Source organism: Pseudomonas sp. NBRC 111119 (genome assembly GCF_001320125.1).
Classification (GTDB): domain Bacteria; phylum Pseudomonadota; class Gammaproteobacteria; order Pseudomonadales; family Pseudomonadaceae; genus Aquipseudomonas; species Aquipseudomonas parafulva.
In genome coordinates this window covers 54,410-80,744 of sequence record NZ_BCAV01000007.1, presented here as the reverse complement: position 1 = coordinate 80,744, position 26,335 = coordinate 54,410, and the positions used below count along the sequence as shown (strand labels likewise).

Below are 26,335 nucleotides of genomic sequence, written 5' to 3'. Positions count from 1 at the left end.
CTGCGGGGTGAGATAGCGCTGTCTCGTCGAGGACGAAACGCCACCTCCCCGGTGTTATTGGTCTTGTGCAAACGCAGTATGGACGCCCATCTGCAAGCGCGTGCGGCGCGATGGCCAAAGACACGTTGCCTGCTTCCTGGGACAGCGCTACCTTAGAGGCCGTTCCCACTCCTTGCAAGTAGTAAAATTACAACATCATGTCCCGCATTGGCTCCCGCACCACCGGCCGTCCTACCCTGGCAGAAGTGGCCAGGCTTTCCGGGGTTTCCCCGATTACCGCATCCCGTGCCCTGCGTGGGGTCAGTACCGTGGCGCCGGAGTTGGCGGCCAAGGTGGCCGCCGCCGCCGCCAGCCTGGGTTACGTGGCAAACCCGGCTGCCCGTGCTTTGGCGTCGGCACGCAGCCAGTCGGTTGTGGTGCTGATCCCGTCGTTGTCCAACCAACTGTTCATCGACACCCTGGAGGCCATCCACGAGGTCATGCGCCCGCGTGGGCTCGAGGTGCTGATCGGCAACTACCACTACGACCTGGCCGAAGAAGAAAACCTGATCCGCAACTACCTGGCCTACCAGCCGTGCGGCATGTTGCTTACAGGCTTCGAGCGCAGCGAGCCTGCCCGCCAGATGCTGGCGGCCAGTGGGGTACCTTGCGTGCACATGATGGAACTCGACGAAACGTCAGAGGCATTTTTCGTCGGTTTCTCGCAGCAACAGGCTGGCCGGGCGGCAGCGCGCCACCTCATTGAGCGTGGCCGCACCCGGCTTGGCTTCATAGCAGCCCAGTTGGACCCAAGGGTGATGCAGCGCGCCGAGGGCTTTCGCCAGGCCCTGGCTGAAGCCGGCCTTCACGTAGCCGAACGGGAGGTGCTGACGCCTGAGCCGTCCTCCATCGCGCTGGGCGGCGAGCTGTTCAGCCAGTTGCTGGAGCAGGCGCCGGATGTCGACGGTATCTTCTTCTGCAACGACGACCTGGCGCAGGGCGCGGTGCTGCAGGCGCTGCGCCAGGGCGTGCAGGTGCCCCAGCGGGTGGCCATGGTCGGCTTCAATGACCTGCCGGCGTCGGCGCATATGGTGCCCAGGCTCACGTCCATCCGTACCCCTAGAGCTGCCGTTGGTCGGAGCGCTGCCCAGGTCTTGCTGGCGCTGCTTGATGGCAAAGCGGTAGCGCCGGGCCAGCAGGACCTGGGCTTCGAGCTGATGGTGCGCGAAAGCACCTGACCAACCTGCTGGCCTTGAATGCTGCCATTGAAGCGGCGCGCGCCGGTGAGCATGGGCGCGGCTTCGCCGTGGTGGCCGACGAGGTACGCAACCTGGCGGCCAGGACCAGCCAGGCCACCCTGGAAATTGTCGATGTGGTGAGGCAGAACCGTGAACTGTCAGGTATCGCAGTGTCCAGCATGCAGTCGAGCCTTGAACGCACCGGCCATGGCGTTGCCCTGGCCAACGAGGCGGGCACGGTGATCATGGAGATTCAGCAAGGCTCACGTCACGTGGTGGATGCCATCGACGAGATCACCTCGACATTGCAGTTGCACTGAGCGCGCTGCCCAGTTCATCCAGCAGGGTCTGCAGGCTGGCTTGCAGCAGTTGTTGCTGCTCGCGTGTGGGCTGCCCGTTGGCCACAGCCTGCTCCACCGCTTCGCAGCGAGCCACCACGGTGCGCACGCGGATCATCTTGGCGCCACCTTTTATCCGGTGAACCAAGGCCCGCAGCGAGTCGTCGGCGGCGTCGGGCGCCAAACCGCGCAACGTGGCTAGGTCCTCGGCTACGCTCTGGGACAGTTGCTCGAGCAGATGACGGGTCAGCTGGGCGTCATTGCGGGTCAGGTGGTGCAGTTCTGCGAGGTTGAAACTGTTGCCGGGGGTGGTCGCAGGGGTGGCCATGACCACGGCGTCGGCCTGGGGAAGGTGGGCTTTCAAGGTACGCAGCCCGATGGGTTTGAACAGGCAGTCATCCATACCGCTGGCCAGGCAGCGCGCCCGTTCCTCGGCCTGTGCGTTGGCGGTTACACCCACGATACGGCAGGGTGGCAGCCCGCGCTCATGCTCCATGGCGCGGATGCGCCGGGTGAGTTCATGGCCATCCATCACCGGCATGCTGCAATCGGTGATCACCAGGTCGAAGTGTGCTGCCTGCCAGCGCTCCAGCGCCGCTTCACCGTTTTGCGCCAGGGAGACGCGGTGGCCCAGCGTGCGCAGTTGCCTTTCGAGCAACAGCAGGTTGGCGGGGTAGTCGTCGGCTACCAGTATGTCCAGGGGAGCGCCGCTGTTTTGCGGCGCTGTGTGCGGCGGCTCCGTTGCTGTCGGCGCAGCGCACGCGGGCAAGGCCAGGCTGACTTGCACCTTGGTACCAACGCCCTCGACGCTGTGCAGGGCCAGCGTGCCACCCATCAGTTCTGCCAGTGCCCGGCTGATCACCAGCCCCAGGCCTGCACCCTGCCGGGCACGTGGCCCGTCGGCTTGGACAAAGGCGTTGAACAGGCGGGCCTGGTCGGCAGGGCTGATGCCGATCCCTGAATCGCGTACGCACAATTCGACCTGCACCTGGCCTTCTGGGGCTGAGCCCGCCAGCACCAGGCTGGCCTGAACCTCGCCGCGCTCGGTGAACTTGATGGCATTGCTGAGCAGGTTCGACAGCACCTGCTTGAGGCGCAGCGGGTCTGCCGAGACCCACACCGGCAGGGCCGGCAGGGCACCGTGCAAGTGCAGCCCCTTGGCCCTGGCGTTGCCTTCGAACACCCTCAGCGTGGCCTGTACCAGCTCGACCAGGTCGGTCGGCACCGGCTGCAGGCTGATGTGCCCCGACTCGATGCGCGAGATGTCCAGAATATCGCCGATCAGCGCCAGCAGGCCCAGGGCCGAGTCGTGGGCAGTTTGCAGGGTCTGGGTATCGCAACGCCCGTCTCGGCTGTCTTCCAAGGCCAGCTCCAGCAAGCCGATGACAGCATTCATTGGCGTGCGGATTTCGTGGCTCATGGTCGCCAGGAACGTGCTTTTGGTCTGGCTGGCCTGTTCGGCTTCTTCCTTGGCGTGCCGCAGCTGCTCCAATAGCCCGCGGCTCAGGGCCAACTGGGCCTGCAAGGCGTGCTGTGCCTCGGTGCGCTGGTTGATCAGCTTGCGCAGGTAGCTGTTCCAGAACACCACCCCGGCCAGCAGCAGGGCAGCCAGTACCAGCACTTGAAGCGCCAGGTCCCGGTAGTTGCGCCATGGGCTGTCACTGACCAGCGTGCTGGTACGCCAACGGTTGATCAACCGCTCAAGTTCCTCGGGCGGGATACTCAGCAATGCCTTGTCGAGAATAGCCTGCAACCGCGGCTGATCCGGCGCGACTGCGAACGCAGCAATGGCCGGGTCTTCGTCCAGGACGCTGGCAATCTTCAGGCGGTTCTTGAACACGTGGCTGATGTAATAGGCCGCATTGATGTGGCTACTGAGTGCCACGTCCGCAGCACCTTTGATCAGTGCTTCCATGAGGTCGAGGGGGCTGTCCAGCTCGATCAGCGTGGCGTGGGGGTAGCGGCGTTGCAGCATGTCCCGCTGGGGTGAGCCCCGCACCAGGGCGATGCGCTGTTGGCCAAGGTCCTTGACCCGCGACGAGGAGGCGTCATCAGAGCGGGTGATCAACACCCGCGGGCTGACCAGGTAGGGCCGGGTGTAACGCAATTGCCGGGATCGCTGCGCGCCATAGCCCAAGGCCCCGATCATCTGCGCCTCACCGCGTGCCAGCCGTTCGACCATATCCTGCGCCGATGCGCCCTCGACGGGGTTGAACTGCAAGCCGGTGCGCAGGCCGATCTGCTTGAGCAGCTCCAGGGTGATGCCGGTGGGGCGTTGTTCGGCGTCGTTGAACGTGAGGGGGGCCAGCGCCGGGTTGATCAACACATCCACAACGGGGTGGGCGATGATCCAGGCTTCCTCTTCGGCAGACAGGGCGCTGAGGTGGCGCTGCAGCAGCAGGCTGGTGTTGCCGCTGCTCCAGCGCCGCAGGATGTTCAGGCGCTCGCTCTCGCCAATGCGCGCCAGGGCTCTGTCTACCAACTGCCGTAGGTGGGGGGTGTCGCGGGCGATGGCAAAGGAAAACGCCTCGGGAATCACCTGGGAAAAGTGGTCAATCTTCAAAGTGCCTTGAAAGGTCTTGCCGATGAGAAAGTCAGTGCTGATGGCGTCGCCCAGGTAAGCATCCGCCTCACCCAGCTCCACGGCAGCCAGCCCGGCCTGGGTAGAGCGATACAGGCTTAGCTGCGCACTGGGGTACAGTGCGCGCACTCGGTTGGCCGGCAGGTAATGGTCCACCATGGCCAGGCGCAGGCCAGCCAGGTCGGGCGTGTCCTTGAGGTTGCGGCCTTCGCGGGTGACCACCACGGGCAAGTCGTCGGCGTAAGGTGCGCTCAGGCTGAGCTGCGCATCGGCGGCCTCAAAGCCGTTCGAGCTGCCCAGCAGGTCGATTCGCCCGTCGTGCAGCGCAGCGATGGCTTCGTGGCGGCTGTCGAAGCGCAGCACCTCGATAGGCGTCCCCAACTGCTCGGCGATGATGCCGGCGTAGTCTGCGCTGATGCCCTCATAGTCGTGGGGGCTGACGTTGATCTCGAACGGCGGGTAGTCGGGCCTTGAGCTACCCAGCACGATACGCTTGCGCTGCTGCAGCCACTGGCGTTCTTCGTGGGTAAGCGTCATGGGTGGCGTGACGCTCACCGAGCGGGCCAGCAGCTGGCGGGGTTCGCTGGCGGCCAGCAGCCAGCCAGGGCCGGACAGGGCGAGCAGCAGCAGAGCGCCAGCCAGCAGTCGTTTCATGGCCGCCCGCCGCTCAGTAAACGCTGTTGCGTTTGGCCAAGTCGACCATTTCAACCAGCGACTCGGTCTTGAGTTTTTCCATGATGCGGCCCCGGTAGGTGCTTATGGTCTTGGCGCTGAGGTTCATGCAACTGCCGATGTTCTTGTTGCTCTCGCCACGGGCCAGGCGCCGCAGCACTTCCATTTCGCGGTTCGACAGGCTGGCCAGGCGTACCGGCTCGCTTTCCAGCGAGTTGCTGTTGACCGACATCTGCGGGAATGTTGAATAGCCCTTCACCAGCGCCTTGAGGGCGAACAGCAGGGCGTCGTGGTCTTCTTCCTTGGTCACGAAGGCACCAATGCCGGCATCCAGGCAGCGCCGAACATACAGATCGGTGGCCTGGCCTGTCAGGACCATGATCTTGGGCACCGGCTCGATGGCCTGCAGGCGCTTGATCACCTCCATGCCATCCAGGCCGGGCAAGCCGATGTCGAGGATGACCACGTCAGGCTTCAGTTCACGGGCTACCTGCGCAACTTCGCTGCCATTACCGACTTCGCCGATGACGTGGAAGCGTTCACGCTCAAGGAGCATGCGCAGGGATAGCCTGACGATGGGGTGATCGTCGACGATCAGCACGGTAGTCATTAGGAAAACTCCTGTGAGGGTGTGGTGCATTTCCTGGAGCACCCAGGAATACTTCTGCAAGTGAGTCAATCAGAAGCGCAGCAAGATACGACCATTACGGAAGTTTGGTAATGCCGAGTATAGAAGTGTTGATAAACCTTGGCCGTGCTGTCGAAAAATCCTACAAAACGAGGCGGCGGCGCGCGCCCAGGCAGGCGCCGGAGCCTACCTGCCGGTCTCAGGCGGAAGCCGGGTGATGTTTATTGACGCGCAGTGTGGAGGCCGGGTTCTTCGCCAATGCCTGGCCCACCCTGGCAGGGCGGCTGAGCAATTGCCCGCCGCAGTTGGGGCAGCGGTGTTGCAGGCGGCCTTCGGCGCAGCTGCGGCAGAACGTGCACTCGAACGAGCAGATAAACGCGTCAGTGCTGTCACCGGGCAGGTCGACGTCGCAGCATTCACAGTTGGGGCGCAAATCCAGCATGGGGGAGGGTCCGGTAACAGAAAGGGGTTGGTCAGTCTGCTACCGGATTGCAGTGCCTTGCAACACTCACCCCGCTGGCCGATACAGGTGTGCGTGCCCGGCGCGATACAGGGCGGATTCAGCGAACGGCGTTTCTCCCAGCACGTGGCCGACCAGAATCAGCGCAGTCCGGCGGAAGCCCTTGGCCGCGACGCCTGCGACGATGTCCGCCAGCGTGCCACGTACCCAGTCTTGGTCGGGCCAGGTAGCACGGTGCACAACCGCTATAGGGCACTGTGGCCCATAGTGCGGCAGCAGCAGCTCGACGATACGCGCCAGGTGCTTGACCCCAAGGTGAATGGCCAGCGTGGTGCCGTGGCGGGCCAGGTCTTCCAGCCGTTCCCCGGCCGGCATCGGGGAGTTTTCGCCAAAGCGTGTCAGGATGACGCTCTGGGCGACTTCTGGCAGGGTCAGTTCACACCCCAGCAGCGCGGCGCTGGCCGCGGTGGCGGTTACGCCGGGGATGATCTGATAGTCGATGCCCAGCGCCTGCAGATGACGGATCTGCTCGCCGATGGCGCCATACAGGCTTGGATCACCGCTGTGCACCCGGGCCACGTCCTGGCCCAGGGCGTGGGCTGCCTGCATGGCCGCGATGATCTGCTCCAGGTTCAGCGCAGCGCTGTTGATCACGGTTTCGGCCTGGTGGCCTTCCAGCACGGCGGCAGGCACCAGGGAACCGGCGTAGATGATCACGGGGCATTGGCGGATCAGCCGCTGGCCCTTGACTGTGATCAGTTCCGGGTCGCCGGGGCCGGCGCCGATGAAGTAAACCGTCATGAAAGTCCTTGGATGTAAAGAGATGAACAGACTAGCCTGCGATGGCCAGTGTTGCCGGGCCCATGACCCGGCGCGGCAGCAGTAGCTCGGCGTGCCCTGCCGCCTGGCAGGCCAGCGCCAAGGCCGTGCTTTCCGCGACGCCCCAGCAACCGCTGTGGGTATACGCAGCGGCAGAGCGATGGCTGAGCAGCGGCTCGTAGGCCTGCAGCTGCACCGCAGGGTACAGCGCCAGTGGCAGGCCGAGGCGCTCGGCTAGCTGAAGCAGGCCGGGTTCGCCAGCCTTGAGTGCGATGCTGGCGATGCCGCGCAGGTCACTCAAGGCGAGGCCCCGTTCGGCCAGGCCGGCGAGCAGAAGCGCCTGCAAAACGCCCACCGGGCACCCCCGCCGGCAGCCAAACCCCGCGTACACTGCCGGCATCAGGCCTGGCTGTGGCGGCGGTACAGCCACGCGGTGAGCAGGCCCAACGCCAGCCAGAACGCAGCGTTGGTCAGCCACGAGGCCAGTTTGAACTGAGCTTCCAGCGCCTCGGGCGCCAGGCTCTCGTGCACTTCGGGTTGCGGTGCGCCAATCAGGTGGGGCACTGCCAGTAGCACCACACCAAGCACCTTCAGCAGCCAGTGGTGGGCGAACACTACCAATGCCAGGCCCAGGGCTGTTGCGCTGGCGGCGCCAACCCACCAGGCTTGGCGCTGGCCCAGGTCCGCTGCAGCGGTGCCCGGCAGTTCTGGCGGCAGGCCTAGCGTGGGTGCTAGGCAAAACACCGCGAAGCCGGCCAGGCCCCAAAGCGCACCGGTGCCAACACGCTTGGGCTCCCGCAGGCTGTAGAGGGCAGCGAGGATAAGGGCGAAGCCCACTGCGACCACCAGGTTGCCACCGGTGGTGGACAATACTCGCTGCCAGCCATCTTCCGGCGACCAGGCCTCAGCACTGTGTTCGTGCGCCGCTGCGCCCTCGCCATGGGCGTGCTGTTCGGCGGGGGCGGCGGTTTCGTAGGTTTCGGCCTGCAAGATGAGGGGGCTGACCCAGAAGCTTTGCAGCAGGGTGAGCAACAGGGCCGCAAGCAACCCGCTGAAACCCGCGGTACGGGCGATACGCGTGATCATTGGCGGTTACTCAGTGGCAGGGGAAGGCGGCGCTGTGGCGCGTGTCGTGGGCAGCGTTGTGTACAGCTTCGATATGCGAAAAGCCGGCAAAGTAGACCAGGCACAGCCCCAGCAGGCTGGCGCCTACCGCAACAGCAATGCGCTGGCTGAGTGTGACGGGGGTGGTGATACTTGGGGTGTTGGCGCTGGTGACGGGCATGACGCGTTCCTCTGCTTTTTGTGGGCAACGGGCAAGCGCGGCAGCCCCGGGCGGCGCCCAGGGGTATGCGACAGCGCCCGCCCACCGCGGGGTGTTCATAGGCGCAAGGCCGGTCTCCGGGCTGGCGAGGAGGAGGTTGGCTCCTTGAAAACGTCACCTTCCCATGCCAACGGTGATGGCACAGTGGTACAGACGCTTCGCTCGCTTACCGTTGCGGGGGCAGCACCGGCTTGGTCAAGGCCCTGTTGCAGGCCTGTGACGCACCGGTTTCCCGTTTCACCCCCATAGGGGCACCTTGGCGCAGGGCACTAGAAAAGCACGAGGTGGGCCAGCCGTCAATTGCCTGTCAAACCGGCAAGCCGTCACGGGCAAACGCTTGCAGTTGCTCCCCTTCCAGGCGGTAGCGCACCCACTCATCCTGCGGCTGCGCGCCCAGCGACTCATAAAACTTGATGGCTGGCTCGTTCCAGTCCAGCACGCTCCATTCCAGGCGGCCCCAGCCATGGGCCACGGCCTCCCGGGCGATGTACCTGAGCATCTGCTTGCCGGCACCGTCCCCGCGCTGATCCGGGGTGATGTAAAGGTCTTCGAGGTAAATGCCGCTGCGCCCCAGCCAGGTGGAATAGCTTTGGAAATACACGGCAAAGCCAATGGCCCGGCCGTCACGTTCGCCGATCAGGCACTGCACGGTGCTGTGCTCATCGAACAGGCTGCGTTCAATGTCCTGCAGGGTGGCCAGCACTTCGTGCCGGGCACGCTCGTACGCCGCCAGTTCGGTGATGAAGGTCAAAATTTGCTGCGCATCGGTGCGCACCGCCGGGCGAATAACCACGCTCATGGTGAATACCCCTGTTTCGAGATTGGCAATACAGTGAGGTGTATCTCATTAATTAAAGGTAACTGTACCGGTCGCTCGGGTGGCGGACTCCGGTAGTGTGACGGCATACCGCACCTACTGGAATGCCTGGCCATGTTTGCCTCTGTCGACCTGCTCGCTGCTTTTATCCTGTTCGCCTTCGTTTCGTCCATCACCCCGGGGCCCAACAACACCATGTTGCTGGCCTCCGGGGTGAACTTCGGCGTGCGCCGCACGATCCCGCATGCCATGGGCGTAAGCATCGGTTTCATGGCGATGGTGCTGGCGGTGGGGCTTGGCCTGGGGGAAGTGTTCAAGGCGTGGCCGTCCCTGTATACCGTGCTGCGCTACGCGGGGGCGGCCTACCTGCTTTACCTGGCCTGGAAGATTGCCAACGCCGGGCCTGTGGGCGCAGCGGCCAACAATGGGAGGAAGCCAATAGGCTTCTGGCCGGCGGCTGCTTTCCAGTGGGTCAACCCCAAAGCCTGGGTGATGGCGGTGGGGGCGATTACCACGTACACACCCGCTCAAGGCTACGTCACCAACGTGGTAGTGATCGCGGCGCTGTTTGCGTTGGTGAATTTGCCCAGCGTCGGCATCTGGGTGATGTTTGGCAGCGCGTTGCGCAGCGTGTTGCAGAACCCGCGCTGGCTGATGCTGTTCAATGTCCTGATGGCCCTGCTGCTGGTGATTTCGCTGTACCCATTGCTGTTTGTAGAATCGGCATTTCACTAGCACTACAGGTAGCGCGCCGCGATGCAGCTGATTCCATGGTCCCATCAATGCGACGAGGGCTTCACCCTGCGTGGCTGGCGCACAGAAGCCAGTGGGCGACCGCTGTTGCATTTTCTGCACGGCAATGGCTTTTGCAGCCTGGCTTACCAACCCATGCTGGCGCGCCTGGCCGGCCATTTCGACTTGTGGCTCAGTGACGCGCAAGGGCATGGCGACAGCGACCACGGTGGCGTGTTTCGCGGTTGGAACCGTACCGCTGCGCTGGCCGTCGAGGCCTTCGAAGGCGGGCGGGGCGAGTATGGCGAAGTACCCCGCGTGGCCCTCGGGCACAGTTTTGGCGGCGTGCTTACCAGCCTGATGCTGGCGGCTGAGCCCCAGCTGTTCCAGCGCGCCGTATTACTGGACCCGGTGCTGTTCAGCAAGCGCATGTTGGCTGTATTGGGTGCAGCAAGGGTGGTTGGCCTGCACCGTCAACACCCCATGGCACGCCAGGCCGCGCGGCGGCGCAGCTTCTGGCTGGACCGGCCTTCGGCGCACGCTTCGCTGCAGGGGCGGGGTATTTTCAAGGGTTGGCACGATGCGGCGCTGCAAGCCTACATCGACCATGCCTTGGGCGAATGCGAGAAGGGCGTGGTGCTCAAGTGCCGGCCCAGCCGCGAGGTAGAGATCTTCAGCTCATTCCCCCGGCGCTTGTGGCCAAGCTTGTTACGCATTGCCGTCCCCACCCTCATTCTGTACGGGGAACATACCTACCCCTTCGTGCCGGTCTCGGCAAACCGGCTGGCAAGCCTCAACAGGCACGTGAGTGCTCGGCAAGTGGCGGGCGGGCATTGCTTCATGCAGGAAGACCCAGGCCATGCTGCTGACCTGGCGACAGGTTTTTTGCTCGGCACTGTCCCATAAGTGGGACGATGCATGCCATGGCGGCAGGCTACTCAGCCATAGGCACCATTGCTAAGGTGTTCTCAGCCAATGAGGACCTCCCCATGAAAACGATTCTCGGTATCCACCGCAGCCCCCAACCCCACTGGGTGGGTGATGGTTTCCCGGTGCGCAGCCTGTTCACCTACGACAACCTGGCCAGCCGTATAAGCCCGTTTTTGCTACTGGACTATGCCGGCCCTCACACCTTCTCACCCACCCAGGCCCGGCGCGGGGTGGGTGAGCACCCCCATCGTGGCTTCGAGACGGTGACCATCGTGTACCAGGGCGAGCTTGAGCACCGCGACTCGACAGGGGCTGGCGGCTTCATCGGCCCCGGTGATGTGCAGTGGATGACGGCCGCCGACGGCATCATCCATGAAGAGTTTCATTCGCCGCGGTTTGCGCAAACGGGTGGAACGCTGGAGATGGTGCAGCTGTGGGTAAACCTGCCGGCCCGTGACAAGCGCGCGGCAGCGGGCTACCAGACCCTGCTGGCGCAGGATATTCCGGTGGTGCCGCTGGGCGGCGAATCCGGGAGCCTGCGCGTGATCGCCGGCAGCTACCAGGGCGCTCTGGGCCCTGCACGCACGTTCACGCCGATGGATGTATGGGACATGCGCCTACAGGCAGGGGCGAGCGTCACGCTACCCGTCGCCGCTGGCCGCAATGCAGCGCTGGTGGTGCTGCAGGGCACGGTCACCATCAACGGGGCGCAACAGGCGGGGCCTTCGAGCCTGGTGCTGTTTGACCCGGCAGGGCAGGATCTGCAGCTTGAAGCAGCAGGAACTGCAAGCGTTCTGCTGCTCAGTGGCGAGCCGATCGACGAGCCGATTGTGGGTTACGGCCCGTTCGTGATGAACAGCCAGGCCGAAATCATCGAGTCTTTCGAGGCTTTCCAGGCCGGCAAATTCGGGCAGATGCAGGGCGATCGCGGTGGCGCCTCGCATTGATGCACCGCTCGTCGCAGGGTGGTGATTCTGCCCGAACCTAACCTCACCCCAGGGGTTCTTCAGTTAAGGTGCTAGATGAACCCCTGCATGCTCATCACTGCAGCGCATCGACGTATGGCCAAAGATGCTCATTATCAATTGGCGCTCAGCCTGATACAGGCGTAATTACATTTAACAGGCCATCGCCAGAGAGGGTCGTACCATGTCGTTGATAGGCGTTTCGATGCTGGAAATGCGGCAGATGATCGAGCATGCCTGCCTGCCTGATCGTTGTGAAATCAGCTGCGCTGACGGTAACAACCTAACCATCCGCCTTGCGCAAGGCCAGAACTTCGAGCGCGGTGTAAGCCTGAGCGGTGTACCGCTGCACAGCCTCAACAGCTGCCGCGACCTGGTGAACCTGGTTGGGCAGTTGCATGCGCTGCGCTGCAAAAGCCCTGCGCGGGCGAAGGCGATTGCCTGATCACGCCCGGGTTATGTAATGCGCTTTAGCCGCTAGCGCAGTTCCAGCAGCAGGTTCAGGCCGCCGTCTCCGCATTTGCCTTTGTCGCGCACTACGCCGTGGTAGCTGCGCCCGTCCAGCATGAATGCAACGCTGTGCGCCCTGTCGACCTTGTCTGGCAGCGGCGGGCAGATGTGCATGCGCAGCGCAGGCCGCCCTTGGAGGCTCAGCGGTGCCAGCTGGCATTGGCACTCAACACTCAGTGCTACGGGGCCGAACAGCGTGTCACGCACGTAATCCAGTTGCACCGATGCATTGGGGGCGCGGCCTGGCATCTTCATGGTCGTGTGCCTCTGGTGGAAATTGGCGGGACGGCGTGATGCTGGGTCATGACAGTCTCCAGTGAGCTGACGATGGTGCCTGGTGGCACATGTTCGGCTAATGCACTATCCACAACCCGCCTTGCGGAAGGTCAGGTTGATCCGGCGCTCGCCCATGCGCGGGTGAACCCCGGGCTTGATCGGCAGCACACCGTGGAAGCGTAGACGGTCTTCGCCGCCCCAAACCAGTACATCACCATGGCTGAGCGGGATGCGCTGGGTCTTGTCAGCCCGTTGTTGCCCCCCGAATAGAAACACGGCCGGAAGCCCCAGGGAAACCGACACGATAGGCTGATCGAAATCGCACTCGTCGCGGTCCTGGTGGAGGGTGAGGCGGGTGCCTGGCTGGTAGTGGTTGACCAGGCATGCGTCTGGAACGAACCCGTCGAAGCCGGCGACAGCCGCGCTGCGCGAGGCAAACGCAGTGAGCACATCGGGCAACGCCGGCCATGGCTGGCCACTGACGGGGTCGGTGGGGCTGTAGCGGTAGCCGTGGGCATCACTGACCCAGCCCAGCTCACCACAGTTGGTCAGCGCCACCGCCATGTGCAGGCCGCCGGGGGTGCGCATGTGCCGGAACGGCGCAGCCCGCAGCACCGGGCGCAGGGCGTCCAGCATCGCCTCCAGGTCGGGGAGGGCGAAGCCTGGCAACAGCACTGTATGGCTGGCCAGGCGATGCGGCTGTGGGCCGAACAGGTCAAGGTCGGACTGAATCATCAGTGGTCAAGTCTCTCCGCGGAGTCAATATCGCGGTCCATGCAAACCTATTGGTGTCAATGCGACATTAAACTCAAAATGTTTCTGAACGCCGTTCGTCAGTGAGCGGTCTTGATCATTGGCCCCGGCCGAGGCCGCTTACCGATGATGAGGATTAGAAATGTCTGAGCACGTACCGGACAACCCCCGCAGGGACTTCCTGCGCAAGACCTTGACCCTGATACCTGTGGTAACGGTCGCCAGTACCGGCCTGGGCCTGGGCGCCAGCGCGGTGATAGCCGAGCCAGCACGCAGCCCCAACGTGCCAGAAAAAACCGACGCCGCCCAGTACCAGCCGGCATTTTTCACCGTGGACGAATACGCTTTCCTCCAAGCCGCGGTGAGCCGCCTGATCCCGGCTGACGCGTTGGGCGCCGGCGCCCTGGAAGCCGGTGCCGCCGAGTATATCGACCGGCAGATGGGCACTCCCTACGCCAGCGGTGCCTTGTGGTACATGCAAGGCCCCTTCAATGCAGACGCCGCACCCGAGCTGGGTTACCAGTTGCAGCTCAACCCGCAGCAGATCTACAGGTTAGGCATCGCCGGTGTGCTGGGCTGGTGCAAGGCCCAGGGCAACAAGCCGTTCCATGAACAAAGCGCCGCCCAGCAGGACCGTGTGCTCGCCGCACTGGAGGCGGGCGAATTGGTGTTGCAGGACGTACCTGCCAAGGCCTTCTTCAGCCTGCTGTTGCAAAACACCCGAGAGGGTTTTTTCTGCGACCCCGTGCATGGCGGTAACAAAGGCATGGTCGGCTGGAAGCAGATCGGCTTCCCCGGTGCCCGCGCTGATTTCATGGATTGGGCCGAGCGCAACGAGCGCTACCCGTTCCCACCGGTGTCCATTCGTGGGGAGAGGGCCTGAACCATGGCAAACACGTTGAAGAAAGTGGATGCGGTGATCGTCGGGTTTGGCTGGACCGGCGCCATCATGGCCAAGGAACTGACCGAGGCAGGGTTGCAGGTGGTTGCCCTGGAGCGCGGCCCCATGCAGGACACCTACCCAGACGGCAGTTACCCCCAGGTGATCGACGAGCTCACCTACAGCGTGCGCAAGAAACTGTTCCTGGACCTGTCCAAGGAAACGGTCACCATACGCCACACGGTCAACGATGTAGCCTTGCCGTACCGGCAACTGGGCGCTTTCCTGCCGGGCAAAGGGGTAGGCGGTGCGGGTCTGCATTGGTCCGGTGTGCACTTTCGTGTAGACCCGATCGAGTTGCGCATGCGCAGCCATTACGAAGAGCGCTATGGCAAGTCGTTCATCCCCCAGGATATGACTATCCAGGACTTCGGCGTTACCTATGAAGAACTGGAGCCGTATTTTGATTTTGCCGAGAAGGTCTTCGGCACCTCCGGTCAAGCCTGGACCGTGAAGGGCGAAGTGGTAGGGCGGGGCAAGGGGGGCAACCCATACGCCCCGGACCGCTCCAACCCATTCCCGCTGGTGTCGCAGAAGAACGTGGTATCCGCCCAGCTGTTCGAGCAGGCCACCTCGGCCCTGGGCTATCACCCCTACAACCTGCCGTCGGCCAATACCTCGGGCCCTTACACCAACCCCTATGGGGCGCAGATGGGACCGTGCAACTTCTGCGGTTTCTGCAGCGGTTACGTGTGCTACATGTATTCCAAGGCCTCACCCAACGTGAACATTCTGCCGGCATTGCGCCAAGTGCCTAACTTCGAGCTGCGGGCCAATGCCCACGTGCTGCGGGTGAACCTTGACGACAGCAAGCAACGCGCAACCGGCGTGACCTACATCGACGCCCAGGGCCGTGAACTGGAGCAGCCGGCCGACCTGGTGATCCTGGCCGCGTTCCAGTTCAACAACGTGCGCCTGATGCTGCTGTCCGGGATCGGCAAGCCTTACGACCCTGTGAAGAACGAAGGTGTGGTCGGGCGCAACTTTGCTTACCAGAACATGGGCACGGTGAAAGCCTTTTTCGACAAGGACGTGCACACCAACAACTTCATCGGTGCAGGTGGCAACGGCGTTGCCATCGACGACTTCAATGCCGACAACTTCGACCATGGCCCCCATGGCTTTGTCGGCGGCTCACCCATGTGGGTGAACCAGGCAGGCTCGCGGCCGATTGCCGGTGTCGCCAACCCCCCGGGTACTCCTGCCTGGGGCAGTGCCTGGAAGAAGGCCACCGCCGACTACTACACCCATCAACTGTCGATGGACGCCCATGGCGCACATCAGTCCTACCGGGGTAATTACCTGGACCTGGACCCCACCTACCGCGATGCCTACGGCTTGCCGCTGTTGCGCATGACCTTCGACTGGCAGGACAACGACATTCGCATGAACCAGTTCATGGTCGACAAGCTGAGCAAGATCGCCCAGGCAATGAACCCTAAATCCATCGCCGTGCTGGGCAAGCAGGTGAAAGAACATTTCAACACCGCCAGCTACCAGACCACCCACCTGAACGGTGGTGCGATCATGGGGACCGACCCTGCCACCAGTGCACTGAACCGCTACCTGCAATGCTGGGATGTACACAACGTATTCGTGCCGGGCGCCTCTGCGTTCCCTCAAGGCCTTGGCTACAACCCGACCGGGTTGGTGGCCGCGCTGACGTACTGGTCTGCCCGGGCCATTCGGGAGCAGTACCTGAAGAACCCCGGCCCGCTGGTGGCGGTTTAAGGAGCGATGAACATGAACAGAATGTTGATCGCGACTTTGCTGATGGGCACCGGGCTCTGCGCGCAAGCGGCGCAGCCCGACCCGCAACAGGTGCAGCAAGGTGAATACCTGGCCCGCGCGGGCGACTGCGTGGCCTGCCACACGGCCAAGGGCGGCAAGCCATTTGCGGGCGGGCTGCCTATGGAAACCCCCATCGGCACAATCTACTCCACCAACATCACGCCGTCGCCCGAAGGCATCGGCAGCTACAGCTTCGAGGACTTCGACCAAGCGTTGCGCCGCGGCATCGCCAAGGACGGCAGCACGCTTTACCCGGCCATGCCGTACCCGTCCTACGCGCGCCTCACCGAAGCCGACATGCAGGCGCTGTATGCCTATTTCCAGCACAGCGTGCAGCCGGTGGCCGAGCCCAACAGGGACAGCGACATCCCCTGGCCGCTGAGCATGCGTTGGCCGCTGGCGATCTGGCGTGGCCTGTTCGCACCAGATGCCAAGCCCTGGCAGGCTGCCCAGGCCAGTGACCCGGTCATCGACCGCGGGGCGTATCTGGTCGAAGGCCTGGGCCACTGCGGCGCGTGCCACACCCCACGGGCACTGACCATGCAGGAGAAAGCCCTGAACCCACAGGAAGGTGAAGCGTTTCTGGCCGGCAGCGCGCCGCTGGAGGGCTGGATTGCCAAGAACCTGCGCGGTGACCACAAGGATGGCCTGGGCAGCTGGAGCGAGGCCCAGTTGGTGCAGTTTCTCAAGACCGGCCGCAGTGACAACAGCGCGGTATTCGGTGGCATGAGTGACGTGGTTGAGCACAGCATGCAGTACATGACCGATGCCGACCTGACCGCCATTGCCCGTTACCTGAAAACCTTGCCGCCTAGCAACCCAAACGACAAACCGCATCAATACGACCGCAAGGTGGCCGATGCCTTATGGCAGGGCGATGACAGCAAGGCAGGTGCTGCGGTGTACATCGACAACTGCGCGGCTTGCCACCGCACCGACGGCAAGGGCTACACCCGCGTGTTCCCGGCACTGGCCGGCAACCCTGTGGTGCAAACCGCCGATGCCACCTCGCTGATTCACCTGGTGCTCAAGGGCGGCACGCTGCCGGCAACCCAAACGGCACCCTCCAGTTTCACCATGCCAGCCTACGCCTGGCGGCTGAATGACCAGCAGGTGGCAGCCGTGGTCAACTTCATCCGCACCAGTTGGGGCAACCATGCAGGAACCGTCAAGCCCGGCGATGTAGCTGACCTGCGCACCAGCGACATGCGCCAGACATCAGGCGATGACCTGGGGCAGGTGACGGACCACTAGGCCCGGGCCAGGCGCGACCCGACAGATGGCAGATTGACGAACGAGCCGGTTTTTGGTGTATTGAAACCGGTTTCATCGCCCTAACAATAATGATCAGGAACTGCCATGACCGACGCGCCTGCCCATGCCCGCGAACGGGTCACCATCAGCGAAGTCGCCCGTGTTGCCGGGGTATCCAAGGCAACCGTGTCGCGTTATATCGGCGGCGACCGGCAGTTGCTGGCCGACGCCACCGCCGCGCGGCTGGCCCAGGTCATCGAACAGCTGGGCTACCGGCCCAACCAGATGGCCCGTGGCCTGAAGCGGGGCCAGACGCGGTTGATCGGCATGCTGGTTGCCGACATCCTCAACCCGTATTCAGTGGCGGTGATGCATGGCGTTGAAACCGCCTGCCGCCAGCACGGCTACAGCCTGGTGGTGTGCAACACCAACCGTGACGACGAACAGGAGCGCCATCATCTGCGGGCGTTGCAGTCGTACAACGTCGAGGGGCTGATCGTGAACACCCTCGGCCATCAGCCTGGCGAGTTGCTCAACCTCATGCGGGACATGCCCATGGTGCTGGTGGACCGACAACTGCCCGAGCTGAAGGTCGACCTGGTTGGCCTGGACAACCTCGACGCCGTGGAGCAGGCCATCGAGCACCTGCATGCCCGCGGCTACCGGGACATCCTGGCCGTCACCGAGCCGCTGGACGGCACCAGTTCGCGGGCGGAGCGGGTTCGGGCCGTCGGCACCTGTGTCGGTCAACGTCCAGGCATGCGCCAGCAGGTCCTGCACACAGGCCCTGGCCTCGATGCGGGCCTCGCAGCATTCCTTGCGCAGAGCGGCCATGGCCCGCAGGCCATCTTCACCTGCAACGGCGTCGCCACCCTGGAGGTTACTCGCAGCTTGCGTGCAGCAGGCCGTGACCTGTTTGCAGACGTTGGCCTTATCGCTCTGGACGACCTCGACTGGTACCCCCTGGTCGGCAGCGGCATCACAGCCTTGGCCCAGCCCACCGAACGCATCGGCATGGCGGCTTTCGACAGCCTGCTGGGCCGGCTGCGGGGCGACAGCGGCAGGGCCAGGCGCATCGACTTCAAAGCCTCTTTGCTGATACGAGGCTCGACCTCCCCACGCTAACCACCGGCAGCCGCCACTTCGGCGAATGCTGCTGGCAAAAAATGAAACCGGTTTCACAAGGACAATAACAATGCACCCGATCCCCGTTTCAATCAGCCTCTCCAGCTACGGCGCGGACTATGTTCGCCAGCGTGGCCAGGAGCAATTCATCGACCTGCTGGCACGGGCCGGCGCCCGACGGGTGGAGTTGCGCGAGGAGCTGTTCTCCTGCGTGCCAGACCCACTTGCCCTGGGCGCCGTCATCGCCGGGGCCGGCCTGGACTGTGTGTATTCCACGCCGCTGGAGCTGTGGGCGCCAGACGGCCAGCCCGATATACGGGTGACCCAGAAACTGCACATTGCGCACGAACTGGGTGCAGCAGCGGTCAAGGTCTCCCTGGGGCACTACCACACGGGCTGCGACCTGACGGCCTTGCGTGAGCTGGTGCCAGCCCAGGGGCCAAGGTTGCTGGTAGAAAACGACCAGACGTCTCAAGGTGGCCGCATCGCAGCGCTGCTGGCGTTCTTCCAACGGGCGGATGAAGCGGGGCTCGGGGTGGGCATGACCTTCGACATCGGTAACTGGCAGTGGCAGGGCGAAGCCGTGGAACAGGCTGCCAGCCAGCTGGGCCGCTGGGTGCAGTACGTGCACTGCAAAGCTGTTCGGCAGCTTGCCGACGGCCGTTTGGCAGCGGCACCACCGCAAGTGGCCGACCTGCAGGCCTGGGACCGGCTGCTGGCGCAGTTCAGCCCCGGTGTGGTGCGTGCCGTGGAGTACCCACTGGTGGGCGATGACCTGCTGCAGGTGACCCGCGATCAGGTGCGCCACCTGGCCGTACTGGGGCTGGGCGCACCGGCCGAGGAGGTGAGCCATGCTTAAACACGATGTGCTGTGCTTTGGTGAAACCATGGCCATGTTCGTGGCCGAGCAACTAGGCAACCTCGCCAGTGTCAGCCTGTTCAACAAGCGTATTGCCGGGGCCGACAGCAACGTGGCCATTGGCTTGGCACGCCTGGGCTTCAGCGTACGATGGGTGAGCCGGGTAGGGGACGACTCGTTGGGCCGTTTTGTGCTGGACAACCTGCGCGGCGAAGGCCTGGACTGCTCGGACGTACAGATAGACCCGGCTCACCCCACCGGCTTTCAGCTCAAGGGCCGCTGCGACGATGGAAGTGACCCCGCGGTGGAGTACTTCCGCCGGGGCTCGGCGGCCAGTCACATGACCCCGGGCCTGCTGCAGCCGGGCTGGCTGCAGGCCCGGCATCTGCACGCTACCGGTATTCCGCTGGCCCTGTCCGAAGGCTGCCGCAGCCTGTCGCACACCTTGGTGGATGCCATGCGCAGTGCCGGGCGCAGCGTCTCCTTCGACCCTAACCTGCGCCCTTCGCTGTGGCCGGACCTGCGCACTATGGTGCAGCAGACCAATGCACTGGCAGAAAAGGCCGACTGGGTGCTGCCGGGCCTTGAGGAGGGCCGCTTGCTCACCGGCCAGCAGACCCCGGCCGACATCGCCGGCTTCTACCTGGACCTTGGCGTCGAGCTGGTGGTGATCAAGCTGGGGGACGCGGGCGCCTATTTCCGCAGTGCCAACAGCGAAGGCCAGGTCGCCGCCGTGCGCGCGCCCCAGGTTGTGGACACCGTGGGTGCGGGTGATGCATTTGCCGTTGGCGTGCTCAGCGCGCTGCTCGAAGGGCGTGACATCGGCCAGGCGGTTGCCCGTGGCAACTGGTGCGGCAGCCGCGCCGTGCAGTCGCGGGGCGATATGGAGGGCCTGCCCCGACGCCACGAACTGGAGGCCTACGAACGGCTGCCCCAGCCCTGAAGTTGCTCCAACCAATCACCTGTCGCGACAAAAACAACAAGCTCAGGAGAACCACCCCATGAACAGCAAAAGCCTGGCCCCACGCCGTTGGTGGTACATCATCCCCATCGTGTTCTTCACCTATAGCCTTGCCTATCTGGACCGCGCCAACTACGGCTTCGCAGCGGCCTCCGGTATGGCCGAAGACCTGCGCATCACCCCCGTGCTGTCGTCGCTGCTGGGGGCACTGTTCTTTCTCGGGTACTTCTTTTTCCAGGTGCCTGGGGCCATCTACGCCGAGAAGCGTAGCGTCAAGAAGCTGATCTTTGTCTGCCTGATTCTCTGGGGCGGGCTCGCCACGCTCACGGGCATGGTCAGCAACGTCTACATGCTGATCGGCATCCGTTTTCTGCTGGGCGTGGTCGAGGCGGCCGTGATGCCGGCGATGCTGGTGTACCTGTGCCACTGGTTCACCCGTGCCGAGCGCTCACGGGCCAACACGTTCCTGATGCTGGGCAACCCGGTGACCATCCTGTGGATGTCGGTGGTTTCGGGGTACCTCATCAAGCATTTCGACTGGCGCTGGATGTTCATCATCGAAGGGCTGCCGGCGGTGATCTGGGCGTTCTGCTGGTGGCACCTGGTGGACGATCGGCCGGCCCAGGTCACCTGGCTGAGCGATACCGAGAAGCGCGACCTGCAGCACGCACTGGCTGCCGAGCAGCAGGGCATACCGCCGGTGAAGAACTACCGTGAGGCGTTCCGGTCGCGGCAAGTGATCATCCTGTCGCTGCAGTACTTCTGCTGGAGCATTGGCGTGTACGGCTTCGTGCTGTGGCTGCCCTCCATCCTAAAGCAGGCTGCCAACGTGGATATCGTCGAAGCCGGCTGGCTGGCCTCGGTGCCTTACCTGGCAGCAGTAGTGGCCATGGTGGGTGTGTCGTGGGCATCGGACCGCCTGCAGAAACGCAAGTGCTTTGTGTGGCCACCGCTGCTGATCGCCGCCATTGCCTTCTATGGCTCGTATGCCCTGGGCAGCGAGCACTTCTGGTTGTCGTATGGGTTGCTGGTGGTGGCGGGTGCCTGCATGTACGCACCTTACGGCCCGTTCTTCGCCATTGTGCCGGAAATCCTGCCGGCCAACGTGGCCGGGGGCGCCATGGCCCTGATCAACAGCATGGGGGCGCTGGGGTCGTTCGGCGGCTCCTGGCTGGTGGGTTACCTGAACGGCGCCACAGGCAGCCCGGGCGCTTCGTACCTGTTCATGTGCGGTGCACTGCTGTGCGCCGTGGCACTCACCGCGGCCCTCAACAATTCAACCACCTCCGGCCGGGCCAAGCGTCAGCGCCCGCGGCTGGCGATGAACCATTAGGAAGCGATCATGAACAAGCGCATCGTGCTGTACAAACGCCTTTCACCAGACTTGCTCGCGCGCCTTGAGCAGCACGTGGAGGTGACCTTCGTAGACTTGGCCCAGCCCGATGGGCTGGCCAGGCTGCGCGAGGCATTGCCGGGCGCGCATGGGCTGCTGGGCGCAAGCCTGCGCCTGGATGCCAGCCTGCTGGACCTCGCGCCCGACCTTGAGGTGATTGCCAGCGTGTCGGTAGGGGTGGACAACTACGATATCGCCGACCTCGACCGGCGTGGGGTAATGCTCACCAACACCCCGGACGTACTCACCGAAACCACCGCAGACACGGGCTTTGCGCTGATCCTGGCGACAGCCAGGCGCGTGGTGGAGCTGGCCAACTGGGTGCGCGAGGGCCACTGGCAGGCCAGCCTGGGGCCCGCGCATTTCGGCTGCGACGTGCACGGCAAGACGCTGGGTATCGTGGGCATGGGGCGTATTGGCGAGGCCCTGGCCCGGCGCGCAGCGGCGGGTTTCGGTATGCGGGTGGTGTATCACAGCCAGCGGCCCAAGCCTGAGGTACAGGCGCGATACAACGCCCACCGGCGCGACCTGGACGCGCTGCTGGCCGAGGCCGACTTCGTGTGCCTCACCGTGCCGCTGAGTGCCAGTACCGAAGGGCTGATCGGTGCGCGGGAGCTGGCCCTGATGAAGCCTGAGGCCATTCTGGTGAACATCTCCCGGGGGCGCGTGGTGGACGAAGCAGCATTGGCCGAGGCGTTGCAGGCCGGACGTTTGCGCGGCGCCGGCCTGGATGTGTTCGTGCACGAGCCATTGGCGGCCGACTCGCCGTTGCTGAAACTGGACAAGGTCGTGGCCACACCGCATATCGGTTCGGCCACCGAAGAAACCCGCCAGGCCATGGCCCGCTGCGCGGTAGACAACCTGCTCAGCGCGCTGCGGGGGGAACGGCCAGCCAACCTGGTGAATGGCTGAGCCCCGGGCCCTGGCTGTGACGGGCTTGGCGGATCAGCGGCAGTTGCCGGCCTTGCGATAACCGGCGGCCTGCGCCTCGCCTTCGCTGGCGAAGTTCACCTGGTTCTTCGACGCGACCTGGTGATAGCCCGGGCAGCCAGAGGCCAGGTGATACACATGGCTGTTGCGGTTGCCGAGCACCGCGCCGACTGCGCCGGCACGGGCCTGGCCTGCTGGCTGGCGCGCTGCTGGCACAGCCTGTACCACGCCATCGCCCACGGGCTGGTAATTGGCGGTCCACTGGCGTTCGCCGGTCACGAACGGGTTCGCGTGCCCCATGATTGCGGCAATGCGCCGGTCACGTTCCTTTTCCCAGGCCGAAACCGGGTGTTGCTTGTCCCAGGCCATCAGCAGTTGCTGTTGCTGGCGCGACATGTTCAGCCGGTAGCGGTCGAACATGTAGAACGTGGTGCGTGCTACCAGGCCTTTCACTTCATCACGGGGCTCGGCGGCGCGCTGCACGAAGTCGACCTTGGTGGTGCACCGCCCGTACTCGCCGGCGTTACCGGCGACCATGCCATAGTTGAAATTGCTGCGGTCGCCGTTCACTTCACCCACGGCCGGGTACAGGTTGAACAGGTCTGCTTCCATGGCGCGGAATACCGGGTCGGTGTCTACGCAATGCTCACGGCCGCCGTTTCTCCAGCACTGGCGCTGGTTGCCGAACGTATGGGCAGGCACGATGTGCTCCCACTCCGTACGCTCGGCGCGGTTCTGCTGCTTGCGTGTCTGATAGCCGCAGGAGGCTGCGTCGATGCGCCCGCCAGACTTGCCCACCCAGGTCCACTGGCAGCCACAATACAACTCGCCCATGGGGCTGCTGGCCTGGTCCATATAGACCCGCTGCTTGGCTACAACCTTGGCTTCGGTGAAGGTGGAGGGCGGGTTTGCCCAAGCTGCGAAGCTTAGAAGCAGCAGGAGGTTCAGGGCGTAACGCAATGATTTCATGGCTAAACAACACGCGGCTCTAACAGGGGCGCGCATTGTAATGCTTTATGTCTGGCTGAACAGCCCGCTGGCCGCGAGGCGCCAGCGGGCCCTGTGCACCAGGCTTATTTGAACCCGGTTACCCCGTGGGGCACGTAAGGGGCCTGCAGACGCGCGATTTCATCCTCGCCAAGGTGCAGCGCCAGCGCGGCCAGGGCGTCGTCCAGGTGCGCGGGCTTGGAGGCGCCGACGATCGGCGCCGACACACCGGCCTTGCCGAGCACCCAAGCCAACGCCACCTGTGCCATGGGCACTCCGCGTTCCCCGGCTATCTGCTCGACCACGTCGATGACCCGGCCGTCCTCCAGCTCGGTTTTTTCATAGAACGACTGGCCGGAAATATCAGTGCGCGTGCGTTCGGTCTGCTGGCCGTTGGGCCGGGTCAGGCGGCCGCGCGCCATGGGGCTCCAGGGCATCAGGCCAACACCTTGGTCGAGGCACAGGGGGATCATCTCGCGCTCTTCTTCGCGGTACAGCAGGTTGAGGTAGTTCTGTATCGACACGAACCGGCTCCAGCCGTGGCTGGCCGCCACCTGTTGCGCCTTGGCGAACTGCCAGGCATACATCGATGAGGCGCCGATGTAGCGGGCCTTGCCGGCCTTCACCACATCATGCAGGGCTTCCATGGTTTCCTCGATGGGCGTGTGGTAGTCCCAGCGGTGGATCTGGTAAAGGTCGACATAATCGGTGCCAAGGCGCGTCAGGCTGGCGTCGATGCTGGTCATGATGGCCTTGCGCGACAGCCCTTGCTCGTTGGGCCGGCTGGCGCCTTGCCACATGTTAGCCGGGTAGAACACCTTGGTCGCGATGACGGTTTCGTCGCGGCGGGTGAATTCCTTCAGCAGCTTGCCCACGATCACTTCCGAGGTGCCGGCCGAGTAGCTGTTGGCGGTGTCGAAGAAGTTGATGCCTTGCTCCACCGCGTGGCGGATGATCGGCCGGCTGGCCTCTTCACCCAACGTCCAGGGGTGGGTGCCGGCATCCGGTTCACCGAAGGTCATGCAGCCCAGGCACAGCCTGGAGATGTCCAGCCCGGTGCTACCCAGCTTCACGTATTGCATCGTTGTCTCCTTCAGGGGCGCTAATGAGGGGTCAGCGTACCGACATCGGGCTTGTAGGCAAATTCCCCGAAGGTGGCGAACCAGGGTGTTACGCCGTCGGCACGCGCACACCGGTCTTGACGTTGCTCATGGACACCAGCGTATTGAAGCGCTTGACGTTGTTGTTCTCGAAAAACAGCTCACGCGTGAGCTGGGTGTACTGCTCCATATTGCGCACCAGCAGGATCAGCACGAAGTCATAGGCGCCAGTGACGTAGTAGCACTGCTGCACCTGTGGGCAGGCCAGGAAGGTGCGCTTCATGGCATCGAGCAGGTCCAGGCGCTCGTTCTCCACCTCAACCTCGGTGATCACGGTCAGTACGTAGCCCAGTTGCACGGGGTCCACCTGGGCCACCGTTGCTGTGATCACGCCATCGGTGGTCATTTTTTTCAGACGGCGGTTGACCGCGGCCGAGGACAGGTTGACTTGGGTGCCCAGCTGCATTTGCGAGGTGGTAGCGTCTTGCTGTACCGCATCGAGCAAGGCGAGGTCGAAGTGATCGAGGGGCATGACGCGCGTCCGGGGCAAAGTGAAGGTAATGCGTAATGAAAGTGCGTCAAGCGCTCGATAATCAAGCTTTTATTGCACTGGCAGTGAATAAAATCTCCCCATTCGAATAAATCCTCATTGGCGGAGAACGGTATGGACACGAAACCTGCACTGCGCCTGGATGGCGCACTGCTGCTGCGGCAGCTTCACGCGCTTGGCCAGGTGGGCGCAGACCCTTACCAGGGCGGCCGCACGCGCATCGCGCTGACTGATGCAGACAAGGCCGGGCGGGACATGCTGGTGGGCTGGATGAAAACCCTTGACCTGCACGTGCAGGTGGACCGCATTGGCAACATCTTCGCCACTTTGCCTGGGCGCGGCAAAGGCGCCGGGCAAGCACCATTGATGATGGGCTCGCACATCGACACGGTCACCAACGCCGGCGCCCTGGACGGTTGCTACGGCGTGCTGGCGGGCCTTGCGGTACTGCGCGCCTACCGGGTGGCTGGGCGGCTGCCCGAGCGCCCGCTCACCGTCGCGGCGTTCACCAACGAGGAGGGCGTGCGCTACCAGCCCGACATGATGGGCTCGCTGGTGCATGCCGGCGGGATGGCGCTGCAGCAAGCGCTGGACACCGTAGGCAGTGACGGTACCCGCCTTGGCGACGAACTGGCACGCATTGGCTACGCCGGCCCGCTTGTGCCAGGGGCGATTGCTGCCCATGAATATGTCGAGCTGCACATCGAGCAAGGCCCCATTCTGGAGGCAGAAGGCGTTGAGATTGGCGTGGTGGAGCGCCTGCAGGGTATTTCGTGGCAGCAGGTGCAGGTCAAGGGCCACGCCAACCACGCCGGTACCACCCCCACCGCATTGCGGCACGATGCCGGGTTCGTCGCCTGTGCGGTGGTGGCAGCGCTGCGTGACCTGGCAACGGACTGCCCAACCACGCTGGCAACGGTCGGCTGCATGCAGTTCGAACCCAACGTCATCAATGTCATCCCGCGCAAGGCAACGTTCACGGTCGACCTGCGTGATCCTGACGAAGGCCGCCTGGCGGCTGCCGAAGCGCGTCTTCAACAGCTACTGGCCGACCTGGCGGAACGCGAGCAGGTCAGCATCAGCAGCGAGCGCCTGGCGCGGTTTGCGCCAGTGGTGTTCGACGCAGGCCTGGCGGATGCCATCGAGCAATCAGCGGCCCGCCTGGGCTTGAGCTATCGACGCATGGTGTCAGGTGCAGGCCATGACGCGCAGATGATCGCCCGCACGGCACCGGCAGCGATGATCTTCGTGCCCAGCCAGGGCGGTATCAGCCATAACCCGCATGAGCACACCGATGACGCGCTGTTGATCCAGGGCGCCAACGTGCTGCTGGACGTGGTGGTCCAGCGCCTGAGCAGGGCCTGAGCCACGCCTGTGTGGGCATTTCACTGACTGTTGCCATCGCTGGCTTGCCAGCAGGAGC

The 26,335-nt window shown here is 64.0% G+C and carries 27 protein-coding genes, 1 pseudogene and 1 riboswitch; of the genes and pseudogenes, 15 read left to right on the top strand and 13 right to left on the bottom strand.

The annotated features are described in order from the left end of the window. Positions 1-197 precede the first annotated feature (197 nt). Both APH25_RS03165 and APH25_RS03160 read left to right on the top strand, forming a co-directional pair. Entirely contained in the window at positions 198-1,217 is a 1,020-nt protein-coding gene (locus APH25_RS03165; RefSeq protein WP_060481040.1) for a LacI family DNA-binding transcriptional regulator, read from the top strand. Continuing rightward, a pseudogene (locus APH25_RS03160) lies at positions 1,217-1,537 on the top strand (methyl-accepting chemotaxis protein); the annotation flags it as partial. The gene APH25_RS03165 and the pseudogene APH25_RS03160, both read left to right, overlap by 1 nt. Here APH25_RS03160 and APH25_RS03155 read toward each other — a convergent pair. The 8 genes from APH25_RS03155 to APH25_RS03120 all read right to left on the bottom strand — a co-directional run bounded on the left by APH25_RS03155 (position 1,512) and on the right by APH25_RS03120 (position 8,838). Further along, positions 1,512-4,790, bottom strand: a complete 3,279-nt coding sequence (locus APH25_RS03155; RefSeq protein ID WP_060481038.1) for a transporter substrate-binding domain-containing protein — start codon at positions 4,788-4,790, stop codon at positions 1,512-1,514. The pseudogene APH25_RS03160 and the gene APH25_RS03155 sit on opposite strands and share 26 nt — an antisense overlap. Positions 4,791-4,803: 13 nt before the next feature. Then, positions 4,804-5,418 (bottom strand): response regulator transcription factor, encoded by a 615-nt coding sequence (locus APH25_RS03150; protein ID WP_028633925.1) that lies wholly within the window; start codon positions 5,416-5,418, stop codon positions 4,804-4,806. Positions 5,419-5,635: 217 nt separating this feature from the next. Beyond that, positions 5,636-5,878: a DUF1272 domain-containing protein gene (locus APH25_RS03145; protein WP_060481037.1), complete on the bottom strand. Its 243-nt coding sequence runs from the start codon at positions 5,876-5,878 to the stop codon at positions 5,636-5,638. Between the two features lie 66 nt (positions 5,879-5,944). Next, the gene (cobM, locus tag APH25_RS03140; RefSeq protein ID WP_060481036.1) at positions 5,945-6,697 is read right to left on the bottom strand and encodes a precorrin-4 C(11)-methyltransferase; all 753 of its coding nucleotides are present in this window, start codon (positions 6,695-6,697) and stop codon (positions 5,945-5,947) included. 31 nt (positions 6,698-6,728) lie between these two features. Then, positions 6,729-7,115: a cobalamin biosynthesis protein gene (locus tag APH25_RS03135; protein ID WP_060481035.1), complete on the bottom strand. Its 387-nt coding sequence runs from the start codon at positions 7,113-7,115 to the stop codon at positions 6,729-6,731. Further along, entirely contained in the window at positions 7,115-7,801 is a 687-nt protein-coding gene (locus APH25_RS03130) for a CbtA family protein (RefSeq protein WP_028633929.1), read from the bottom strand. The genes APH25_RS03135 and APH25_RS03130 overlap by 1 nt, the downstream gene beginning before the upstream one ends. A 10-nt stretch (positions 7,802-7,811) precedes the next feature. Next, positions 7,812-8,000 (bottom strand): CbtB-domain containing protein, encoded by a 189-nt coding sequence (locus APH25_RS03125; RefSeq protein ID WP_028633930.1) that lies wholly within the window; start codon positions 7,998-8,000, stop codon positions 7,812-7,814. Between the two features lie 89 nt (positions 8,001-8,089). Next, positions 8,090-8,313, bottom strand: a riboswitch (cobalamin riboswitch). 33 nt (positions 8,314-8,346) lie between these two features. Continuing rightward, on the bottom strand, positions 8,347-8,838 hold the full coding sequence (locus tag APH25_RS03120) for a GNAT family N-acetyltransferase (RefSeq protein WP_028633931.1): 492 nt from the start codon (positions 8,836-8,838) through the stop codon (positions 8,347-8,349). 132 nt (positions 8,839-8,970) lie between these two features. Between APH25_RS03120 and APH25_RS03115 the strand changes: the two genes are divergently transcribed. The 4 genes from APH25_RS03115 to APH25_RS03100 all read left to right on the top strand — a co-directional run bounded on the left by APH25_RS03115 (position 8,971) and on the right by APH25_RS03100 (position 11,928). Then, positions 8,971-9,591: a LysE family translocator gene (locus tag APH25_RS03115; RefSeq protein ID WP_028633932.1), complete on the top strand. Its 621-nt coding sequence runs from the start codon at positions 8,971-8,973 to the stop codon at positions 9,589-9,591. A 21-nt stretch (positions 9,592-9,612) separates the two neighbouring features. Beyond that, positions 9,613-10,494, top strand: a complete 882-nt coding sequence (locus APH25_RS03110) for an alpha/beta fold hydrolase (protein WP_060481034.1) — start codon at positions 9,613-9,615, stop codon at positions 10,492-10,494. Between the two features lie 83 nt (positions 10,495-10,577). Continuing rightward, entirely contained in the window at positions 10,578-11,465 is an 888-nt protein-coding gene (locus tag APH25_RS03105) for a pirin family protein (RefSeq protein ID WP_060481146.1), read from the top strand. 202 nt (positions 11,466-11,667) lie between these two features. Beyond that, positions 11,668-11,928 (top strand): DUF1652 domain-containing protein, encoded by a 261-nt coding sequence (locus tag APH25_RS03100; protein WP_060481033.1) that lies wholly within the window; start codon positions 11,668-11,670, stop codon positions 11,926-11,928. A gap of 32 nt (positions 11,929-11,960) precedes the next feature. Here the strand turns inward: APH25_RS03100 and APH25_RS03095 are convergent, their stop codons facing one another. Continuing rightward, positions 11,961-12,248: a hypothetical protein gene (locus tag APH25_RS03095; RefSeq protein WP_028633936.1), complete on the bottom strand. Its 288-nt coding sequence runs from the start codon at positions 12,246-12,248 to the stop codon at positions 11,961-11,963. A 105-nt stretch (positions 12,249-12,353) separates the two neighbouring features. Then, positions 12,354-13,004: a DNA oxidative demethylase AlkB gene (gene alkB, locus APH25_RS03090; RefSeq protein ID WP_060481032.1), complete on the bottom strand. Its 651-nt coding sequence runs from the start codon at positions 13,002-13,004 to the stop codon at positions 12,354-12,356. 160 nt (positions 13,005-13,164) lie between these two features. Here alkB and APH25_RS03085 point away from each other — a divergent pair, with 160 nt between their 5' ends. From APH25_RS03085 to APH25_RS03050, 8 genes are all read left to right on the top strand, one after another. Next, complete coding sequence (locus APH25_RS03085) at positions 13,165-13,905, top strand: gluconate 2-dehydrogenase subunit 3 family protein (RefSeq protein WP_060481031.1); 741 nt, start codon at positions 13,165-13,167, stop codon at positions 13,903-13,905. 3 nt (positions 13,906-13,908) lie between these two features. Continuing rightward, positions 13,909-15,693 (top strand): GMC family oxidoreductase, encoded by a 1,785-nt coding sequence (locus APH25_RS03080; protein ID WP_060481030.1) that lies wholly within the window; start codon positions 13,909-13,911, stop codon positions 15,691-15,693. A gap of 12 nt (positions 15,694-15,705) precedes the next feature. Then, positions 15,706-17,007 carry a cytochrome c gene (locus tag APH25_RS03075; RefSeq protein WP_060481029.1) on the top strand — a complete coding sequence of 434 codons (1,302 nt, stop codon included), beginning with the start codon at positions 15,706-15,708 and terminating at the stop codon, positions 17,005-17,007. Between the two features lie 105 nt (positions 17,008-17,112). Next, positions 17,113-18,132 carry a LacI family DNA-binding transcriptional regulator gene (locus APH25_RS03070; protein ID WP_060481028.1) on the top strand — a complete coding sequence of 340 codons (1,020 nt, stop codon included), beginning with the start codon at positions 17,113-17,115 and terminating at the stop codon, positions 18,130-18,132. 70 nt (positions 18,133-18,202) lie between these two features. Beyond that, positions 18,203-18,991 carry a sugar phosphate isomerase/epimerase gene (locus tag APH25_RS03065; RefSeq protein WP_060481027.1) on the top strand — a complete coding sequence of 263 codons (789 nt, stop codon included), beginning with the start codon at positions 18,203-18,205 and terminating at the stop codon, positions 18,989-18,991. Next, the gene (locus tag APH25_RS03060; RefSeq protein WP_060481026.1) at positions 18,984-19,934 is read left to right on the top strand and encodes a sugar kinase; all 951 of its coding nucleotides are present in this window, start codon (positions 18,984-18,986) and stop codon (positions 19,932-19,934) included. The genes APH25_RS03065 and APH25_RS03060 overlap by 8 nt, the downstream gene beginning before the upstream one ends. Before the next feature lie 58 nt (positions 19,935-19,992). Then, positions 19,993-21,285, top strand: coding sequence for an MFS transporter (locus APH25_RS03055; protein ID WP_060481025.1), 1,293 nt, complete (start codon positions 19,993-19,995; stop codon positions 21,283-21,285). A gap of 9 nt (positions 21,286-21,294) precedes the next feature. After that, entirely contained in the window at positions 21,295-22,257 is a 963-nt protein-coding gene (locus APH25_RS03050) for a D-glycerate dehydrogenase (protein ID WP_060481024.1), read from the top strand. Between the two features lie 33 nt (positions 22,258-22,290). Here APH25_RS03050 and APH25_RS03045 read toward each other — a convergent pair whose 3' ends face one another. The 3 genes from APH25_RS03045 to APH25_RS03035 all read right to left on the bottom strand — a co-directional run bounded on the left by APH25_RS03045 (position 22,291) and on the right by APH25_RS03035 (position 24,894). After that, the gene (locus APH25_RS03045; RefSeq protein WP_060481023.1) at positions 22,291-23,244 is read right to left on the bottom strand and encodes an endonuclease; all 954 of its coding nucleotides are present in this window, start codon (positions 23,242-23,244) and stop codon (positions 22,291-22,293) included. Positions 23,245-23,348: 104 nt separating this feature from the next. Further along, positions 23,349-24,344 (bottom strand): aldo/keto reductase, encoded by a 996-nt coding sequence (locus tag APH25_RS03040; RefSeq protein WP_060481022.1) that lies wholly within the window; start codon positions 24,342-24,344, stop codon positions 23,349-23,351. An 88-nt stretch (positions 24,345-24,432) separates the two neighbouring features. After that, positions 24,433-24,894, bottom strand: coding sequence for an Lrp/AsnC family transcriptional regulator (locus APH25_RS03035; RefSeq protein ID WP_060481021.1), 462 nt, complete (start codon positions 24,892-24,894; stop codon positions 24,433-24,435). A 132-nt stretch (positions 24,895-25,026) separates the two neighbouring features. On the opposite strand from APH25_RS03035, the gene APH25_RS03030 reads away from it, so the two are divergent. Next, entirely contained in the window at positions 25,027-26,277 is a 1,251-nt protein-coding gene (locus APH25_RS03030) for a Zn-dependent hydrolase (protein WP_060481020.1), read from the top strand. Positions 26,278-26,335 lie beyond the last annotated feature (58 nt).

What these genes read in the sequence shown, in the direction of transcription:
- APH25_RS03165 (WP_060481040.1), top strand. Translation starts at nt 198, where the DNA reads ATGTCCCGCATTGGCTCCCGCACCACCGGCCGTCCTACCCTGGCAGAA.
- APH25_RS03155 (WP_060481038.1), bottom strand. Translation starts at nt 4,790, where the DNA reads ATGAAACGACTGCTGGCTGGCGCTCTGCTGCTGCTCGCCCTGTCCGGC.
- APH25_RS03150 (WP_028633925.1), bottom strand. Translation starts at nt 5,418, where the DNA reads ATGACTACCGTGCTGATCGTCGACGATCACCCCATCGTCAGGCTATCC.
- APH25_RS03145 (WP_060481037.1), bottom strand. Translation starts at nt 5,878, where the DNA reads ATGCTGGATTTGCGCCCCAACTGTGAATGCTGCGACGTCGACCTGCCC.
- cobM (WP_060481036.1), bottom strand. Translation starts at nt 6,697, where the DNA reads ATGACGGTTTACTTCATCGGCGCCGGCCCCGGCGACCCGGAACTGATC.
- APH25_RS03135 (WP_060481035.1), bottom strand. Translation starts at nt 7,115, where the DNA reads ATGCCGGCAGTGTACGCGGGGTTTGGCTGCCGGCGGGGGTGCCCGGTG.
- APH25_RS03130 (WP_028633929.1), bottom strand. Translation starts at nt 7,801, where the DNA reads ATGATCACGCGTATCGCCCGTACCGCGGGTTTCAGCGGGTTGCTTGCG.
- APH25_RS03125 (WP_028633930.1), bottom strand. Translation starts at nt 8,000, where the DNA reads ATGCCCGTCACCAGCGCCAACACCCCAAGTATCACCACCCCCGTCACA.
- APH25_RS03120 (WP_028633931.1), bottom strand. Translation starts at nt 8,838, where the DNA reads ATGAGCGTGGTTATTCGCCCGGCGGTGCGCACCGATGCGCAGCAAATT.
- APH25_RS03115 (WP_028633932.1), top strand. Translation starts at nt 8,971, where the DNA reads ATGTTTGCCTCTGTCGACCTGCTCGCTGCTTTTATCCTGTTCGCCTTC.
- APH25_RS03110 (WP_060481034.1), top strand. Translation starts at nt 9,613, where the DNA reads ATGCAGCTGATTCCATGGTCCCATCAATGCGACGAGGGCTTCACCCTG.
- APH25_RS03105 (WP_060481146.1), top strand. Translation starts at nt 10,578, where the DNA reads ATGAAAACGATTCTCGGTATCCACCGCAGCCCCCAACCCCACTGGGTG.
- APH25_RS03100 (WP_060481033.1), top strand. Translation starts at nt 11,668, where the DNA reads ATGTCGTTGATAGGCGTTTCGATGCTGGAAATGCGGCAGATGATCGAG.
- APH25_RS03095 (WP_028633936.1), bottom strand. Translation starts at nt 12,248, where the DNA reads ATGAAGATGCCAGGCCGCGCCCCCAATGCATCGGTGCAACTGGATTAC.
- alkB (WP_060481032.1), bottom strand. Translation starts at nt 13,004, where the DNA reads ATGATTCAGTCCGACCTTGACCTGTTCGGCCCACAGCCGCATCGCCTG.
- APH25_RS03085 (WP_060481031.1), top strand. Translation starts at nt 13,165, where the DNA reads ATGTCTGAGCACGTACCGGACAACCCCCGCAGGGACTTCCTGCGCAAG.
- APH25_RS03080 (WP_060481030.1), top strand. Translation starts at nt 13,909, where the DNA reads ATGGCAAACACGTTGAAGAAAGTGGATGCGGTGATCGTCGGGTTTGGC.
- APH25_RS03075 (WP_060481029.1), top strand. Translation starts at nt 15,706, where the DNA reads ATGAACAGAATGTTGATCGCGACTTTGCTGATGGGCACCGGGCTCTGC.
- APH25_RS03070 (WP_060481028.1), top strand. Translation starts at nt 17,113, where the DNA reads ATGACCGACGCGCCTGCCCATGCCCGCGAACGGGTCACCATCAGCGAA.
- APH25_RS03065 (WP_060481027.1), top strand. Translation starts at nt 18,203, where the DNA reads ATGCACCCGATCCCCGTTTCAATCAGCCTCTCCAGCTACGGCGCGGAC.
- APH25_RS03060 (WP_060481026.1), top strand. Translation starts at nt 18,984, where the DNA reads ATGCTTAAACACGATGTGCTGTGCTTTGGTGAAACCATGGCCATGTTC.
- APH25_RS03055 (WP_060481025.1), top strand. Translation starts at nt 19,993, where the DNA reads ATGAACAGCAAAAGCCTGGCCCCACGCCGTTGGTGGTACATCATCCCC.
- APH25_RS03050 (WP_060481024.1), top strand. Translation starts at nt 21,295, where the DNA reads ATGAACAAGCGCATCGTGCTGTACAAACGCCTTTCACCAGACTTGCTC.
- APH25_RS03045 (WP_060481023.1), bottom strand. Translation starts at nt 23,244, where the DNA reads ATGAAATCATTGCGTTACGCCCTGAACCTCCTGCTGCTTCTAAGCTTC.
- APH25_RS03040 (WP_060481022.1), bottom strand. Translation starts at nt 24,344, where the DNA reads ATGCAATACGTGAAGCTGGGTAGCACCGGGCTGGACATCTCCAGGCTG.
- APH25_RS03035 (WP_060481021.1), bottom strand. Translation starts at nt 24,894, where the DNA reads ATGCCCCTCGATCACTTCGACCTCGCCTTGCTCGATGCGGTACAGCAA.
- APH25_RS03030 (WP_060481020.1), top strand. Translation starts at nt 25,027, where the DNA reads ATGGACACGAAACCTGCACTGCGCCTGGATGGCGCACTGCTGCTGCGG.